Raw genomic sequence first — 16,406 nt, forward strand, 5'->3', positions numbered from 1 at the left:
CCCACTTTTTTCTCGATCTTTTTAGTAATAACTTGATTCTGTCATACAGTCCTGATAGATTTTTACTACATCCTCTTTAGAAAGCGGCATGTAGGCATCTGTTTCAATCGTACTATGCTTCACAGCTTGTTCCGCCATCAGAGACAGTTTTTCCTCATTTATGCCAACTTCCGGCAAAGTCATTGGAATACCACAGGCTTTAAAGAAATCGTAGACTGCCTGAATCCCTTTCTTCGCTGCTACAAATTCGTCCTGTTCCTTAATCCCCCAGACATTTTCAGCGAACTGACTAAATTTGCTCACAGTCTCTTCTGACAACACATACTTCATCCAGCGGGGAGTCAAAATAGCTAGCCCAATCCCATGAGTAATATCATAAAAAGCGCTTAATTCATGTTCCATAGGGTGACAAGACCAAGCACCGGATTTACCGTTGCCAGTGAGTCCGTTAAGCGCCAGACTACTTGCCCACATCAGATTTGCACGAGCGTCATAGTCATCCGGAGTCTTCAATGCTGTTGGACAATTTTTGATTACTGTCCGCATCAGTCCTTCTGATACTGAATCCTGAACATCTGCTCCTACCGTTTTCTTAAAGTAGTTTTCAAACAAATGACTCAAAATATCCGCTGACCCCGCTGCTGTCTGATAAGCAGGAACCGTATAAGTATTCTGCGGATCTAAAAACGAAACCTTTGGAAGTACTGATGGACCGCCCACACCCAGCTTCTGATTGGTAGCAAGATTAGTGATCACAGCGCCGCCATTCATCTCACTACCAGTTGCCGCAAGTGTTAAAACAGTTACAAGCGGAAGCGCAGGTCCATTAAAGCCTTTACGCTTCGAAACAAGCTCCCAAGCTGGCTCTTCTGCGTAGAAGCCCGCTGCAATTACCTTCGTACAATCAATAGTTGAGCCGCCGCCTACTGCCAAAATCACATCTACCTGATGTTCTCGACATAAAGCAATACCTCTATCAACGGTTTCTACTCGTGGATTTGGTTCAATCCCGCTTAATTCAACAACCTTATTCTGATTGTCTTTCATTAATGATAAAACCTGATCATATAACCCATTCTTTTTAATACTACCACCGCCATATGCCAGCAGCACTGTTTTTCCATAGAGGTTTAGAACATCTGCTAATTCATCCTTCAAACGGTCTTTTCCAAAACGCACATCCGTTGGTACATAAAAACGAAAATTTTCCATTCTTTCACCTGCTTCAATTATAATTTTATCTCACCTACCATCATATACCTTTTCATATACTTCTGCCAGCAGCGGATTCCAGTAACCGCGCTCTTTGATAATTGCCTAAAAAGTTATCAATGGTAAATGCAAAAGGGAATGAGACATAACTTAGTCATATCCCACTCACATGTAATCTAGATAAACAGCGGGCGTAGAGCTCTCCCTTCGGAAACAAATACCTCTATCCCTTTCTCTTTTGCATCTAGTTAATCCTTCATACCAGATGTTTTTATTCCAGCAACCAAATTCTTAGAAGCAATTAGGACAGAGTCATCAATACTATAGGAACCAGTTTTGAAAAATCGCTAGAACAAAAGCGCATTATCCGCAAAAAGCAGCTAGGTTCTCTTCTTCCATCTTATCCTTACTTATCACTCCGCAGCAGTAGATAGAGAAAATAAGGTGCACCAATGATGGCCACAATAACACCAGCAGGAATTTCACCTTTTTCCTGAATTGTACGTCCAATCGTATCACTAAGCAGCAGAAGAACACTTCCAGTTAATAAAGACAGCGGTAAAATATCCTTATGCTTGGCGGCTCCTAGCTTTCTGACAATGTGCGGGGCAATTAAGCCTAGAAAGCTGATTCCACCAGTTACAGAAATAGCTGCTGCAGCTCCGGAAACAGCTAAAATCAACGAGAATAGCCGCTCTTTTCCCGCCTCCATTCCAACTGAAATGGCTGTTTCATCACCTAATTGCAGAATGTCATAAACTCGATGCTTTCTTAATGCAATCACAAAAACCAGTACCAGCCACGGCAGCAGGGCACCAGCAAAGGACCAATTACTGCCCCAGATAGTACCTGCCTGCCACATTGTGACAAAGCGATAATTTTCAGCATCCAGCTTTGTTGTCAGCAGAATCGTCAAAGCGGCAATTCCTGTACTTAATACCACTCCAGTTAAAACCATTCGAACGGGTGTTAATCCTTTGCGGCGGTCGTAGGCAATCAAAAGAATACTTCCAGCTGTCGCTAGTGCACCCAATAAAGCTACAAAAGGCAATAGAAATACGGTAGCTGTCGTTGCTTCGAAAAAGCTGATAAACAACAGCACTGCAAAGCCTGCACCTGCATTAATTCCTAGAATACCTGAATCAGCCAGTGGGTTTTGCGTGACACTTTGAAGAATAGTTCCACTTAAACCCAGAGCGCCTCCAGCTAGTACAGCGATAATAATCCGAGGCAACCGAAAATCAATGATTAATAGCCGCTGCACTTTGCTGCCAGAACCAAAAACTACTTGTAAAAAATCCTCGAAAGAAATCGCCAGCTGACCATTTGTCAGACTGAACAAGGTGATTGCTAACAACAATAAAACAAGTAAACTATAGATGCCGAGTAATTTTCCTTTACTCACCCTAGATTCCCTCCCTTACGGAATAAATAGATAAAGAATGGAATCCCAATGACTGCCACAACAGCACCAAAGGGTGTTTCAAACGGCGGATTGATCATACGGGCGATAAAATCGGCCAACACTACCAGAAAAGCCCCGCCGACAGCTGAAAACGGCAGTAGTTTGCGGTAGTTTTCACCAGCAAAAAAGCGCATCATATGTGGAACAATCAAACCGACAAAGCTGACTGATCCAGCAATCGCCACGGCTAAACCAGATAACAGCAGAATGAGTGCGCTGACCGCCAATCGAATCACCCGAGGATTTTTTCCTAAGCTAATTGCAGTGTCATCACCAAAACGCAGAATAGTAACTGACGAACTGAAAAAGAAGGAGGCAGCTACTGATGCAATAAATATAGGGGCTACAAGCTTCAGCTGCTGCCAGGAGATAGCGCTGATTCCGCCCAAAGACCAGAACGTAATATCTTGGCTTAAATTAAACTGCAGTGCAATAAACTGGCTAAGAGAAATAAACAACGCACTGATTCCGGCACCTGCTAAGGTTAATCGGATAGGTGTGGCTCCTTGCTTTGAGCGACTGGATATAAAATAAATGATTAGGACGCTCAGCCCCGCCCCCAAAAAAGAAACAAATAAAATCTGCCAGTAGCCTGCAGCTGGTAAAAAAGCAAAGACTAAGGCTAGACCCAATGAAGCACCAGCGTTAATCCCCAACAAACCAGAATCTGCCAACGGGTTTTGAGTAATCCCTTGAGCAAGAGCCCCAGTGATAGCCAGACTCGTTCCTACCAAAACTGCTCCAAGCACTCTAGGAAGGCGTATCGACAAGACTACCTGATGCAGCTGATTTTCCTTATCGAAATCAGTAAATGCTTCAATCAATGTGCTAAAAGGGACTTGAACCGCACCATACAGAACAGAGACAACAACTGCTGCCAGCAGCAAAAGAAAAAAGAGCAGAAAGCAGCTGATTTGCCGCTGTTGAAGCTTAGCTTTCCAGTTCATCAGCCTTCTCCTTTTCCGCCATTTCATAAGATAGAACCAGAGGCCGCCTTGTTTTTCCGTGACAGATAATTTCTGCTTCAATAGCAAATACCTGCATTAACAACGCTTCTGTGACAACCTCATTGGGTGTTCCGTCTTTTACTATATTTCCGTCCTTCATAGCAATGATTCGATCTGAAAAACGGGAGGCCAAATTAATATCATGAATGGTCATGACAATCGTTTTATTGTATTCCTGATTAATCATTTTCAACACGTTTAAAATTTCCAGCTGATGTGCCGGGTCAAGATAAGTGGTTGGCTCATCTAAAAGCAAAATCTCTGTATCCTGCACTAGAGCCATGGCTATCCATACCCGCTGCCGTTGTCCTCCAGATAATATCGCCACTGACTCTCTAGCCAGTTCAGTTAGCCCTGTCAACTCCAACGCCCACTGAATAAGCTCTTGATCGTGACTATTCAGGTTTTTCCAACCAGACTGATACGGATAGCGTCCAAAAGAAACCAAATCAAATACCGACAAATCTACGCTATTTTCCGGACTTTGAGATAAGATTGCCAGCTTTCGGGCAACTTCTTTTGATGAGAACTCGCTTAGCTTACGCTCTTCCAGCCAAACCTGTCCTTTAGCTTCCGGCATAATGCGCGCCAGTGTTTTAAGCAGCGTTGACTTGCCGCAGCCGTTAGGTCCAATGACACTGGTTATGGTTCCCTGTTCAAATGTACAGTTTAGCTTTTCGCTAATAACCTCTTTGCCATAGGCTGTCGCCAAATCGGTCGTTTTTAGTATATTCATGAAATTCCTTCCTCGTACTGAAGTTATATATACAACGATTCTTTTTATCTTTTCGATGAGAATGATTCTCAACGAACTGTACTTCATTATAGAAAACTCTTCTATAAAATGCAATGACCTTTATTCTTTCAGCACACAACAAAGAGAATTTATTTGTCAATTAGAAATAACAATTGACAAATCTCTCAATATAAATGATAATGAGAATCGTTATCATTTAATTATACTTAAGGGAGAGAATCAAATGAAATTGTTTAATAAATATACGGCGTTCGGACTGTCTCTATTAATTGGCGGAAGCTTACTAGCTGCTTGCGGCTCTAATAATAAAACAGACAGCTCCTCTGCTAAAGACAGTACTGCGGAAGAACGGGTCATGAAAGATGCTTTAGGAAATGAAGTGACTATTCCTGCTAATCCAAAGAAAATCATCGGCAGTTATCTGGAAGATTACTTAGTCGCTTTAGACGAGACTCCCATCGCTCAATGGACTGTAAATAATGCGAGTATTCAAGACTATCTACAGGATAAATTAGAAGGGATTCCGACAATCTCTTACGATTTGCCTTATGAGGAAGTTCTTAAATATGAACCTGATTTACTGCTGGTTAGCTCATCAGCGACGGTTGAAGGTGGAAAATATGCTGAATACAGCAAAATCGCTCCTACATATGTAGTGAAAAACGGCGACGGTGTTACCTGGCGAGATCAGCTAACTGATGTTGCGTCTGTTCTAAACAAGGAAGATCAAGCAAAAGAAATTCTAGCAGACTATGATACATTAGCTGATAAAACAAAAGCTGAGCTTGCAGACAATGCAGCTGATCAGTCAGCCGCCGTTCTTTGGATTACCAATAATCAAGCCTTTATGGTTAGCGAAACTCGTTCAAGCGGCGCTGTACTTTACGGAGATTTAGGTCTAAAAATCCCTAATTTGGTTGCTGAGATTTCTGAAACAGCAACGGCTGATTGGAGTGCTGTTTCTCTTGAAAAGATGGCCGAACTGGATGCAGACAATATCTTCTTAATCAATAGCGATGAATCCGATCCGTTCTTCCAAGAGAATGTCTGGAAAAACCTGAAGGCTGTGAAAAATGATAAAGTTTACAGCTTCGGCGGCGATTCCAGCTGGCTCTATAATGGACCAATTGCCAACACAAACATTATCAAAGATTTAAAAGCCTCACTTATTAAGTAAAAAAATAAAAAGATACCTTGAAAAGCAGCCTCTCATTGCTTTTCAAGGTATCTTTTAGTTTATATTAGCCCCAGCAAACCGCTCCCCATAATACACATACCCAACCTGCTTTTACGCTGCGTTGCTTTGTCTTCGTTAATTTTGTCATGATTATTCTCTCCTTTCCTAGTTTTTTATTGGCGGATTAGCCCCAGCAAACCGCTCCCCATAATACACATACCCAGCCTGCTTTTACGCTGCGTTGTTCTGTCTTCGTTAATTTTGTCATGGTTATTCTCTCCTTTCCTAGTCTTTTATTGGCGGATTAGCCCCAGCAAACCGCTCCCCATAATACACATACCCAACCTGCTTTTACGCTGCGTTGCTTTGTCTTCGTTAATTTTGTCATGGTTATTCTCTCCTTTCCTAGTCTTTTATTGGCGGATTAGCCCCAGCAAACCGCTCCCCATAATACACATACCCAGCCTGCTTTTACGCTGCGTTGTTCTGTCTTTGTTAATTTTGTCATGGTTATTCTCTCCTTTCCTAGTCTTCTATTGGCGGATTAGCCCCAGCAAACCGCTCCCCATAATACACATACCCAGCCTGCTTTTACGCTGCGTTGTTCTGTCTTTGTTAATTTTGTCATGATTATTCTCTCCTTTCCTAGTTTTTTATTGGCGGATTAGCCCCAGCAAACCGCTCCCCATAATACACATACCCAGCCTGCGTTTACGCTGCGTTGTTCTGTCTTTGTTAATTTTGTCATGATTATTCTCTCCTTTCCTAGTTTTTTATTGGCGGATTAGCCCCAGCAAACCGCTCCCCATAATACACATACCCAGCCTGCTTTTACGCTGCGTTGCTCTGTCTTCGTTAATTTTGTCATGTGCCCTCCTCCTTTCTATTTCCAAATTCAGTATTATATTTCTAGTACGCTAAGTGTTTCCGCCAAATCCATCACTCCTTCATATCTAAGTACCTTACCGTTTTTTATTATTATTAACGTTGGCGTTCCGGAAATATTGTATTTTTCGCTAAACTCTTTTGTTTCCAAATTGTCACCATCAAGAAACAAAATTGTCTTACTGCTTTTTTTCGCTGCTTCCGATAAAATTGGTGTAAACACTCTACAAGCTTCACAAGAATTTTTACCAAAATAAACGACCATTTCTTTTTCGTCTGCTATTCTGTTCTTTACCTCCTCAACACTAATTTCTTCAAACTCTTGATTCTTATCAGCAACAGTCAAGCGAGCTAGGCAAAAGCCTCCTGAGATTAGCAATAGCAGCGTTATCAGCAATAGTTTTACTCTTTTCATCATTTCATCCCCTCACTAATCTCTATAATCTGATCACATTGTTCCAATAGATACGTGTCATGAGTAATTAAAATGATGATTTTATCGTTCGTATTCGCCAATCCTTTTAAAACCTGTATAAATGCATCTACTGATTTTTGATCTAGATTTGTTGTAGGCTCATCAAACATATAAACTGATTTCTCCTCATATAAAGTTCTTAAAAGAAGAATTTTCTGAAGCTGCCCTTGAGAAAGATTTCCGCCTTGGGAATAGATTACATAATCATCAGGCAGCTCTAATCCCATGCACTCTTTTAAATAATCAATTCGTTGATTCTTCGGAGTCTGGGTACTATTAAGTCCAAATTTTATATTGCCTCCAACTGTATTTTGGAAGGTTCCCATCTCTGGAAAATAGGCGTTCACTGCCTCATTGATATTCGTCCCGTGTAAAGAGGAAAAGCGTTTATCATTGATTCGAATTACTCCGCTATCTGGGCTCAGAACCCCTAGAATAATTTTCATTAAGGTACTTTTCCCTGAGCCGTTTTTACCAGCAATCCCCGTTATTTTTCCTTTTTCAAAATCTATATTCATTCCTGATAAACATTTGCCATCTTCGTTATAAGAGAATGAAAGTTTCTCCAGACTAAGTTGCTCTATCGTTTTACTCCCAATATCAGTTAGATCACTTTCCTCTTGACTGTCACGTATATCCAGGCTACTTTGAATGTATGTTACAGCCTGTTCACTTTTTTGGATTCTTAACCAGGTTTGAACAATCGGTCTCAATCTGGAAAGGACCAGTGTGATAATAAAAACACTGAGAAACAACATTGTAATTGATTGATTTTTATTAAATGTATAAGCATAAATCAACAGACCAAAAATACTCAAGGTGATACAAGTACTGATAAATTCAAAGATTGAATCAATCGCTGTAGACAGCTCGTTACTAATCAGTTTCTTATTAAAGTAATCACTCATTCGAGCCTGAACTTTTTCACTGGCTTCTTCTTCCTTGGAGAATAAATGTACATCCAGCGACAAACGCAGCTGCTCTTCAATTGCTGAAGATAATGCGTTCGAGCCTGAAACTACCCCTTTTTCAAAATTCTGGATTTTTTTTGCCCTTCTACTAACCAGAACTGTGAAGGCTGCCAGCCAGGCCACAACTGTACATCCCAATAGAATATCAACTTTGAAAATAAGCAGACACAGTACTAGAACAAAAGCTAAATCAAATTTTAAATACAGCTTATTCAAAATACCTGTAACAGAGATTAATAAATTCCAAAAGTGTCCCATGATATTGTCCATATTTCTTTTTTCAGTAACATTTTTCGTTTGTTTCTCATAATAGTCCATCAGAACCTTCTGCTGAAACTGATTTTCCAGTTTAGTCTTTATTTGAATATCCTTTTGACTAATTTGATAGTAGATAAGCATTAGAGTCGTAAAGAATAGCGCAATCATACCAAAGTAAGACATTGTTATATTTTCCATCTGATAAATCATCACGTACTGCATAAATGCCGTCAGACTTAATGGAATGAGGTATTTCATAAAAGTCAGTATACCTATTTCAACTTTTGAAGAAAAAGGCAGCTTTCGAATAATCTGTTTATATAGCTGACTCTTGTTTTTCTTAACTTGATTTGTCTTCTTTTTTACATCTTCAATACAAATAGCATATCCCATAAATGTTTCGATAAATGCTGCTACATCCTTTGTAATCAATTGTGGTTCAGCTGGATCGGAATAAGTTATCTGCTGCTGACTAATCTGATGTACAGCAACATAATGCGGTAACCCCTCTCGTTTAATCATGCAGACGATAGGAAATTTTTGACTGCTTAGCTCATGAAAATCTGTGACTTGATACGCTTCACTGTAGACACCATTGCTTTTCATGATTTCCTGAAGTTGGAGCAGAGATAAACCCTGCTCATTTGAATCCAAAGACTCACTTAATGTTAACTCCACATTTTTTACTTTTAATTGTTTGAATATGGTTTCCAACGCTGCTAAGCCGCAGTCATTAGACATATTCTGCATCGTGTGTGCATACATTAGACACCCCTCCTAAATCTCACTTACGGTTATGTCGCCAAAACCAAGTTCGACTTTAATTAGCCCCTGAGTGTTCTTCTGCTGACCAGGCTGATTAACTTTTCCCTGATTGGTGCTTAGCTTGTAAGCCTTAGCAAAAATTTCAGGTACCTCCATCTTTACATTCCCTTTGTTCATCTGAATCAATAATTGTTCCAAGTTTTTCTCATCAGTCACCTGTATCGTCATTCTCAATCTATCTCCATTTAATTTCGCTACGCTCAAGCCGATTGCTGTAGAAAAATCAAGACACATTTCCTGTTCATCCGGGTTCAGCTTATCCAATTTTTCTGCAAACGAAACCGGCATTTGACCTTCAATAGACAGCTGATTAACCGAACTCTTTTCTAGATAAATGTCAATATCCTGACTAATTCCTTTTAACGTTATATTTTTGACCTGCTCCGAGGTCAGTTCCCATTGTTTATTTACAGATGTTTTCTCTTCACTAACATAATTGAAAATGAATACGCCCAAAACAGTAGTACAGATTATCAGTAATAATAGTTTCTTTTTCATTTTAGTAGCCTCCTTCTTATTTTAGTTCTTTCCTTTGAAGTATCGAAATCGTACAGGTAATAGCAGCAATTAGAAGTAGCAGCGCTCCTACAAGCACTTTTACCAGATGATCCTGGCTTAGCTCACTCAGCTGAGCAACAGCTGCTAGATTCTTAAATAGAAAGTACTGTGATAAATTCTGCATGTCGACACCTAGTTGCTCTAAAAAAATATTTACAACATTCTCGCCTAACAAGATAATTAAGACATAGACCGCTGTTGAAAGCGCTGCGGAATTCTCCAAGCTATATAAAAACAAGCCGATTGATAAAACAACAAGATATAGAATAGTTTGTAGTCCCAAGATTCCAAGAATTTCTATAAATTGAATACTGCCTTGAAATTTAAAACTAAATATGACTGCCGATATATTGTATATAGTAATGAGCAACGTACCCAGCAGATATGTCGTCACCATCTTACTAAAGTAATATTTTTCTCTTGAAACACCGGAGATAAGAGCTGAGTTGACTGTCCTGCAGACAAAATCCTTTTGCCATACCAGCATATAAATTGGAATAAACAGCATTGGCAAAAGCACTGTTCCATTAACCATCAGACTCCGAATACTCATCATTCGCTCATCGATTGTTGTTGTTAAAGTAGAAAATAAGGTAACTATCAGTGCGCAAAGCAGGGCAATGTAAATTGTTTTGCTTTTTGAAGCGTGATACAGGTCTGCCTTAATTAATTGATACATGGTAATCTCCTCCTACAATTTCCAAAAATACATCTTCTAATTCTTTTTTTACATGCTGAAGCTGATAAACACTAATTTGATGATCGGATAGTTTTTCACAGAAAATATTTAGTGTCTCATTGTCTGTATGAAAAATGATTTTATTATTCTCCACACCAACTACATTTATATTTTTTTCTTCAATCAGCTGCAGAGCCGCTTCTTTATCTGATACATCCAGTATATATTTACACGTAAGCTCAGCTGCCAGCTCCTCACTGGAAAATTCTTTTACCAATCGGCCATCCTGAATAATCCCATATCTAGTCGCTACCATTGCCAGCTCAGATAAAATATGGCTGGAAATTAAGATTGTTGTGTTTAATTCTTTGTTTATTCTATGAATCATCTTTCGCATTTCAATAATACCTGCCGGATCCAAACCGTTAATCGGCTCATCCAATATTAGTAAATCCGGATTATTTATAATTGCCATTCCGATGCTCAGTCTTTGACGCATTCCCAACGAAAAGTCCCGCACTTTCTTGTTACCAGTTGTACTTAACCCAATAAATTCCAATGTTTTATTGACACAATTCGCTTCTCTAACATTTTTCTGAATGGCTGCATATTTTAAATTTTCAAAGGCACTTAGCTCTGGATAGACCGCCGGAGCTTCAATAACTGCACTAACAGTCATCTCTTTTTTTAAATAGTTGTATTCTCCTGATGTTTGAAAAACCAACCCTGTAATCGTTCGAATTAACGTTGTCTTGCCAGCTCCATTTTTTCCGATAAATCCATAAATATCTCCTTCATAAATCGACATATTCACCTGGTCCAGCGCCGTAAAATTCTTATATTTTTTAGTTAAATCTGTTGTTTTCAACAATAAGTTACTCATGATGATACCTCCTACATTTTAATAACATTAGCTGTATGCATATTCATCCAGCCATGCTTCAAATTCTGATAGAACACTGCCCTTTTCTGGTGTCCATTCAACTTTACTAACTAATTGTCCATCTTTAAAATGTGCAATTGTTGGTGTATACATAACACCGTAAGTCTTTTTAAACGCTTTCCATTGCTGCTCATCTTTTCTCAGCTTGGAAACATTAAGATAAACAATCTTCTGTTCCAAGTTTCTTTCCTCAACCATTGAAAGAAACGACGGTTCAAAATCCGTGCAGTCCCCACAATCAGGTCGTCCAATATAAACCAGCAGCTCACCTGCCTTGACCTCTGTTTCAAAAGAATGAAAGCTTAATGAATCAATAACGTCATAAATCTCCGGGTAATCTATTTTCGCTTGATACAATTCCTCATGGCTTTTCTTAAGCTGTCCATTTACTGAATAAGTGATAATTCCAATAACCATTAAAAACAAGCCGATAATCAATGATATCTGTTTACTATTTTTTATTTTCATGTTTTTCTCTCCTATCTTTATCGTTACCATTCTTTGTTTACTTGATACATTTATTATAGTTAGCCTCTCATGTTTTCGTATGAGTAGTTTATGCAGTCTTTCGTAGGTAAATAATGCAAGCTCTCTCAACAAACGAATCCCTTTTTATTTATTTGTTTGTCTAACCAGCAAATTAGATGAACATTCATCAATAAAAGACCTTCTCCTGTTTCTATTTGGTAAGTTTTAGCAAGCCAAAAAGTCTTGAGTACTATTTTCATCCTTATGTGATTAACTAAACGAAAAGACAAGTCCCCTTTCTTTATCCTAGGAAATACATCTGCTTACTTCTTGCTCCCATCTTGATTTGGATCACTTCTCTCTTACTAATTAAGCTTCTCTTCCTTGAATAACTGCTCAGTATTTCAATCCTTTTCACCATAAAATTTAATCAAAAAAAGACAGAACCAGCTATTTTCAAGCTAATTCTGTCTATTGTACTGTCACATAGTATTTAAAATTTATCGACAATCCCTAACTCAATTCCTCTTACTACTGCTGAAATAGAGGAGTTGACATGAAATTTTTCATTGATTGACTGAATATGATTGGCGACTGTTCGCACACTTAAAAATAGAGTCTCTGCTATCTCTTTTTGTTTCAAGCCATCGGCAGTCAGTTGAAGAATCTCTTTCTCGCGATCCGTCAACGGTTCTACATCTGTATAGAATTTAGGAAAAACAGTTTTCCCCGCCATCACTATCTTCATAACATCAAACAGCTTTTCGGGATCGCTATTCTTATCAATAAAAGCCTTTGCTCCCATATTAATCGCCTGGCTATGATATTCTAATAAATCATGACCTGAATGAAAGATAATCTTCTGATCTGGAAATTCTGCTAGTACCCGTTGACCAACCTTTAGTCCATTCTCTCCTTTTAACTGAATATCTAAAAGCAGGATGTCCGGTTTTTCTTTTCTAAGAGTCTCTGATAAGCCGTCTGCATTAAGATGATAAGAAAATTTTTCTATTTTTGGATTAAATGATAGATAAAACTGCAGACTTTTAGCATATCCGCCATGATCATCAATCATTAAAATTTTCATTTTCTCCACTCCTTTCCCCAATTGGAATCATCATTTCAATCGCTGTCCCACTCTTTTCTTTGCTTCTAATCTGTATATCCCCCTTGATGGCATTAATATCCTGCTTTACTGACAGCAGCCCAATATGATTTGTATAGAAGTTTTCTTCTATTTTTTCTTTCACATTAAAACCGACACCATCATCTGTTATACAAATTTTAACTGTTTCAGCCAATTGACTGATTTCCAACACAATTTCATTCGCATTCGCATGCTTTACAGCATTTTGTATCAGCTCTTTAACTGCTCTAAAAACAGTAAATTTATATTCTTTCGGCACATAGATACTTTCTTCATATACATATTTTATTTTTATATTCTTATTTTTGAAGCTTTGATCTTTTCTCAGCTTTTCACAATAAATCCCCAAGCTTTCCTGAAGTGACATATTAGCCAGCATAGATGGATAAATATCGAACATTTTTTCCCGAATCGATGTATTTAGTTCTACCACATTCTCAATGATGAAGTCTTTAACTACACCATCTTCCATCGTAGACACAATGTTCTTTATAGCCAGCAGATTTTGTAAGATATCATCATGCAGGTAATACGTGAAGTCTTTTTGAATTCGTTCATTGCTGTATAATATTTTAAATTGAATATATTGATCGTATTTGATTTGAGGGAGCTTTTGAACTTTACTTGTTACTTGATTTAGCAATTCACTAGTCCCAAGCAGTTCACTAACCGTCTCACTTAATAATTTTAGTGAAGATACTTCATTTGCCCGATAACGCTGATTTTGCTTTCCTAGTACTAACCATCCTTGTATTTGATTGTTATAGAAAAGTTCAAAAAAGAGGTACGAATTTTTATGCCAGATAATAATATTTTCACTCGTCTGAAAGGTCTTAATCCATTCCTTATTCAATACGAAATCATTAAAACATCCCTCCTGCTTCAAAATGAAGTGGACCATTTGATCCTTCCAGATAATCATCAGACCGTCCGTTTCAACGGTTCGATTTACTAATTCTGTAACTAAATCCCCAAGTGAACTAAAGTAGTCTTCATATGTAATCTGATGAAAGATTTTTAGTTTTTCTGCTTCAAGATTCTCATTCATTTTATCGATTTTCTCAATTTCTTGAATCGAAAACAGCTCAGAAACGTATTGATAAACAAATAACATCATTAATAATAGACTATTTAAAAGCAGCTGCTGTTCAAGAGAAACCCTCTGAAAAGACAACACCACACTATTAGTTGCCAGTAAAACGACGATTAGCAAAACCTTTTTTAGAAGCTGCGTATAATTCGTACTAATAATCAATGTGTTATTTTTTATTAAAATATAGGCAATCGTTGTGGGTAGAATAAAAATAGGACAAAACAAAATCAGAAATTCAGCAAGATTATTTGAAAATTTCGGCATTTCAAACACAACACTGAAAATATACGGAAAAAAAGAAAGCACTGCGCTCTTCAGCAATAATCTGGAGAATCGCTGCGGCAAATAACGCTGCTTTCCTTTAAATTTGAAATAACTGTAAATACTGAATGAAACTGCCAATACTAAACCGATAACGTATATCTCATTAATATAAAAATTGGTTAAAAACATAAGCAGGCTAAACCCGGAAAATAACAGCAAAACCGTTCTCAGCCTCTTAACGATTATCTGCTCATCAATGGTGATAAATGTGGTAAAAAAATGGAACATTACAACAGGCGAAAGTGCTACAAAAATTCTTTCCAGATAAATCAGTAATGGCTCTGTAGAGCTTAAGGTCTGGAAAATCCCCCCCATTAACAGAGTAAGCCAAAAATAAGCCTTTGTTACTTTGGTTGTCTGAGACTTTAATAAAACAAGACATCCTAAAAACATCGAAAATACACCAATGATAAATTGAAAATTAAACATCTGAAAATCATCGATGCTTGTTTTTCCTGTCAGATAATAATTTCGCTCTATAAAATAAACAATAATAGAGAATAAAATCCCCATCGGAATAAATCGAACTGGATTCATGTTATTCCTCATTTTTTTTCCTCCAGTCCAAATATTGAAACAATCTCTCTGTCTCCATGGCTTTATCTTTAAATCGGTTCTTCACCATTCTATAGGCTTCTTGATGTGCTTTATAAGCAACAATTAAGCAGTACTGAAGGGCACCACTCTTTTTAATGTAAAGATGGAGTTGAGTTTCCAATGCGGTGTCCGCTCCTCCATTAACCGAATAAATCTTTAGCTGCTCAAGCAGCTGACCATCATTTTCTTGACTATATTTATTTGCCATAATCAGGGGAAGCGTTGGCTTCATTGCTCGCAAATCATTTTTTTTCGGATTGATACAATCTAGTGTGTCGTTAATCAGTTGTCTGGATGTTCCTAATTTCTCAGCTATCTGTTCACCAAAAGCTGTCTCCTGCTCGCTTGCCAATTCAAAAATATACTGATACACAGAAATTGTTTTAGTTAACATTTCATCAAAGTAATCTTTTTCAGAAAGTTCATTTGTTAGCTGATTCTCTACATCAAACCATTCACCGTCAATTGCTGTATTCAATCTTTCAATAAGATTACTTACGGATTTTTTCGGCACAAAAAAAGAAAGTTGTTCCAAAGACTCCAGCAACAGTCTTGTTAATTGGTAGTAAGACTGTTTATCAAAGGAGTTGTTCTTATCCCCATCCATCAAATCATCATATAGACTAAAACATAAATTCAGTACTTCAATATAAAAACCAATTGCTATATCCTTTTCTGAACATTCATTTTTATGTAGCATTCGTATTAACAAGTAAATTTTTCCCCAACTGTGTTGATCTTTTTCAAAGATTCTATTCAGCTGTTTCTGAACAAAGACAGTAAAATTAGTCGGATACACTTTAAAAAAACGTGATTGCTCAAAATCAGTATGTAGATACTTTATTAACGACTCTTGCTCATTCAAAAAATCAACTCCTATTGGATTATTTACCAAGAACTGCTGTATGTTTCAGCTGTAACATCTGCTGTATAAAACTGTTGTATCTCATCCAGCTCAAGACTAGTAATTTCTGTTGCTAACTGTAAATCACGTTCCATTTTATTCACTGCATTCATTTCTTGAATAAATTCCCATAAGTTTTTCATTTCAACATTCTCCTGACATATTTGATACGTCCATCATAGGAGAAAAGAAGTTATTTGAAATGAGTAATTTATGCAAAAATAAAATTTATCTCCCAAAAGTAAACAATAGTATCTAAAAATGATAAAAAACCACTCATTATTAATAATGACATCTCTCTTCAAAAAAAACAAGACTAAACAAAGGAAAAAAGTCTGGGAACAAAACTAAAAATCAGTTTTTGTCCCAAACTTTAATTCTGAATAAACGGTGGCCAAAAGTCAGCTTTTTCGGAAATTTCAAGCAAGACAAGCAATGCAAAAAAGTGTATTATTCGTTTTTATTTACAATTTATCAAACCTAAGAGACTTTTATACGAAAACTAAATACTAAAAAACAAAGAAGCTGCCCCCGACTTTTTGATGGATGTCTAATCCAGCACAACACGAGCAAAGTACATCTTTCATAAGAATTCCTCCTTGAAAAAAGTACAGGAGAGGCTATTCTACTTATAAAAACAATTTATTTTTATACGCAGGTT

At 37.6% G+C, this 16,406-nt stretch carries 15 protein-coding genes; 1 reads left to right on the top strand and 14 read right to left on the bottom strand.

Annotated elements, in window-relative coordinates:
• Positions 1 to 21 precede the first annotated feature (21 nt).
• From ACPWSO_RS08970 to ACPWSO_RS08985, 4 genes are all read right to left on the bottom strand, one after another.
• A complete protein-coding gene (locus ACPWSO_RS08970) occupies positions 22 to 1,212 on the bottom strand; it encodes an iron-containing alcohol dehydrogenase (protein ID WP_426082619.1) in 1,191 nt (396 codons plus the stop codon).
• A gap of 406 nt (positions 1,213 to 1,618) precedes the next feature.
• Entirely contained in the window at positions 1,619 to 2,617 is a 999-nt protein-coding gene (locus ACPWSO_RS08975) for a FecCD family ABC transporter permease (RefSeq protein ID WP_426082620.1), read from the bottom strand.
• Entirely contained in the window at positions 2,614 to 3,624 is a 1,011-nt protein-coding gene (locus ACPWSO_RS08980; protein WP_426082621.1) for a FecCD family ABC transporter permease, read from the bottom strand. The genes ACPWSO_RS08975 and ACPWSO_RS08980 overlap by 4 nt, the downstream gene beginning before the upstream one ends.
• Positions 3,608 to 4,420, bottom strand: a complete 813-nt coding sequence (locus ACPWSO_RS08985; RefSeq protein ID WP_426082622.1) for an ABC transporter ATP-binding protein — start codon at positions 4,418 to 4,420, stop codon at positions 3,608 to 3,610. The genes ACPWSO_RS08980 and ACPWSO_RS08985 overlap by 17 nt, the downstream gene beginning before the upstream one ends.
• Before the next feature lie 244 nt (positions 4,421 to 4,664).
• On the opposite strand from ACPWSO_RS08985, the gene ACPWSO_RS08990 reads away from it, so the two are divergent.
• The gene (locus ACPWSO_RS08990; RefSeq protein ID WP_426082624.1) at positions 4,665 to 5,618 is read left to right on the top strand and encodes an ABC transporter substrate-binding protein; all 954 of its coding nucleotides are present in this window, start codon (positions 4,665 to 4,667) and stop codon (positions 5,616 to 5,618) included.
• Positions 5,619 to 6,519: 901 nt separating this feature from the next.
• On the opposite strand, the gene ACPWSO_RS08995 is transcribed toward ACPWSO_RS08990, so the two are convergent.
• The 10 genes from ACPWSO_RS08995 to ACPWSO_RS09040 form a co-directional block, all read right to left on the bottom strand.
• Positions 6,520 to 6,921 carry a thioredoxin family protein gene (locus ACPWSO_RS08995; protein ID WP_426082626.1) on the bottom strand — a complete coding sequence of 134 codons (402 nt, stop codon included), beginning with the start codon at positions 6,919 to 6,921 and terminating at the stop codon, positions 6,520 to 6,522.
• A complete protein-coding gene (locus ACPWSO_RS09000; RefSeq protein WP_426082628.1) occupies positions 6,918 to 8,972 on the bottom strand; it encodes an ATP-binding cassette domain-containing protein in 2,055 nt (684 codons plus the stop codon). Before ACPWSO_RS09000 ends, ACPWSO_RS08995 begins: the two co-directional genes overlap by 4 nt.
• 12 nt (positions 8,973 to 8,984) lie before the next feature.
• Complete coding sequence (locus ACPWSO_RS09005; protein WP_426082630.1) at positions 8,985 to 9,530, bottom strand: hypothetical protein; 546 nt, start codon at positions 9,528 to 9,530, stop codon at positions 8,985 to 8,987.
• Between the two features lie 16 nt (positions 9,531 to 9,546).
• Positions 9,547 to 10,269 carry a hypothetical protein gene (locus tag ACPWSO_RS09010; RefSeq protein ID WP_426082632.1) on the bottom strand — a complete coding sequence of 241 codons (723 nt, stop codon included), beginning with the start codon at positions 10,267 to 10,269 and terminating at the stop codon, positions 9,547 to 9,549.
• Positions 10,253 to 11,152 (bottom strand): ATP-binding cassette domain-containing protein, encoded by a 900-nt coding sequence (locus tag ACPWSO_RS09015; protein ID WP_426082633.1) that lies wholly within the window; start codon positions 11,150 to 11,152, stop codon positions 10,253 to 10,255. The genes ACPWSO_RS09010 and ACPWSO_RS09015 overlap by 17 nt, the downstream gene beginning before the upstream one ends.
• A 27-nt stretch (positions 11,153 to 11,179) precedes the next feature.
• The gene (locus ACPWSO_RS09020) at positions 11,180 to 11,680 is read right to left on the bottom strand and encodes a thioredoxin family protein (RefSeq protein ID WP_426082635.1); all 501 of its coding nucleotides are present in this window, start codon (positions 11,678 to 11,680) and stop codon (positions 11,180 to 11,182) included.
• 493 nt (positions 11,681 to 12,173) lie between these two features.
• Entirely contained in the window at positions 12,174 to 12,767 is a 594-nt protein-coding gene (locus tag ACPWSO_RS09025; RefSeq protein WP_426082637.1) for a response regulator, read from the bottom strand.
• The gene (locus ACPWSO_RS09030) at positions 12,748 to 14,793 is read right to left on the bottom strand and encodes a sensor histidine kinase (protein WP_426082639.1); all 2,046 of its coding nucleotides are present in this window, start codon (positions 14,791 to 14,793) and stop codon (positions 12,748 to 12,750) included. The genes ACPWSO_RS09025 and ACPWSO_RS09030 overlap by 20 nt, the downstream gene beginning before the upstream one ends.
• Entirely contained in the window at positions 14,783 to 15,706 is a 924-nt protein-coding gene (locus ACPWSO_RS09035; RefSeq protein WP_426082641.1) for a polyprenyl synthetase family protein, read from the bottom strand. The genes ACPWSO_RS09030 and ACPWSO_RS09035 overlap by 11 nt, the downstream gene beginning before the upstream one ends.
• Positions 15,707 to 15,729: 23 nt before the next feature.
• Complete coding sequence (locus ACPWSO_RS09040) at positions 15,730 to 15,888, bottom strand: hypothetical protein (RefSeq protein ID WP_426082643.1); 159 nt, start codon at positions 15,886 to 15,888, stop codon at positions 15,730 to 15,732.
• Positions 15,889 to 16,406 lie beyond the last annotated feature (518 nt).

Source organism: Enterococcus sp. LJL51 (assembly GCF_049894025.1).
Classification (GTDB): Bacteria; Bacillota; Bacilli; order Lactobacillales; family Enterococcaceae; genus Enterococcus_L.

What these genes read in the sequence shown, in the direction of transcription:
- ACPWSO_RS08995 (WP_426082626.1), bottom strand. Translation starts at nt 6,921, where the DNA reads ATGATGAAAAGAGTAAAACTATTGCTGATAACGCTGCTATTGCTAATC.
- ACPWSO_RS09015 (WP_426082633.1), bottom strand. Translation starts at nt 11,152, where the DNA reads ATGAGTAACTTATTGTTGAAAACAACAGATTTAACTAAAAAATATAAG.
- ACPWSO_RS09000 (WP_426082628.1), bottom strand. Translation starts at nt 8,972, where the DNA reads ATGTATGCACACACGATGCAGAATATGTCTAATGACTGCGGCTTAGCA.
- ACPWSO_RS08990 (WP_426082624.1), top strand. Translation starts at nt 4,665, where the DNA reads ATGAAATTGTTTAATAAATATACGGCGTTCGGACTGTCTCTATTAATT.
- ACPWSO_RS09030 (WP_426082639.1), bottom strand. Translation starts at nt 14,793, where the DNA reads ATGAGGAATAACATGAATCCAGTTCGATTTATTCCGATGGGGATTTTA.
- ACPWSO_RS09025 (WP_426082637.1), bottom strand. Translation starts at nt 12,767, where the DNA reads ATGAAAATTTTAATGATTGATGATCATGGCGGATATGCTAAAAGTCTG.
- ACPWSO_RS09040 (WP_426082643.1), bottom strand. Translation starts at nt 15,888, where the DNA reads ATGAAAAACTTATGGGAATTTATTCAAGAAATGAATGCAGTGAATAAA.
- ACPWSO_RS09010 (WP_426082632.1), bottom strand. Translation starts at nt 10,269, where the DNA reads ATGTATCAATTAATTAAGGCAGACCTGTATCACGCTTCAAAAAGCAAA.
- ACPWSO_RS08985 (WP_426082622.1), bottom strand. Translation starts at nt 4,420, where the DNA reads ATGAATATACTAAAAACGACCGATTTGGCGACAGCCTATGGCAAAGAG.
- ACPWSO_RS08980 (WP_426082621.1), bottom strand. Translation starts at nt 3,624, where the DNA reads ATGAACTGGAAAGCTAAGCTTCAACAGCGGCAAATCAGCTGCTTTCTG.
- ACPWSO_RS09020 (WP_426082635.1), bottom strand. Translation starts at nt 11,680, where the DNA reads ATGAAAATAAAAAATAGTAAACAGATATCATTGATTATCGGCTTGTTT.
- ACPWSO_RS09005 (WP_426082630.1), bottom strand. Translation starts at nt 9,530, where the DNA reads ATGAAAAAGAAACTATTATTACTGATAATCTGTACTACTGTTTTGGGC.
- ACPWSO_RS08970 (WP_426082619.1), bottom strand. Translation starts at nt 1,212, where the DNA reads ATGGAAAATTTTCGTTTTTATGTACCAACGGATGTGCGTTTTGGAAAA.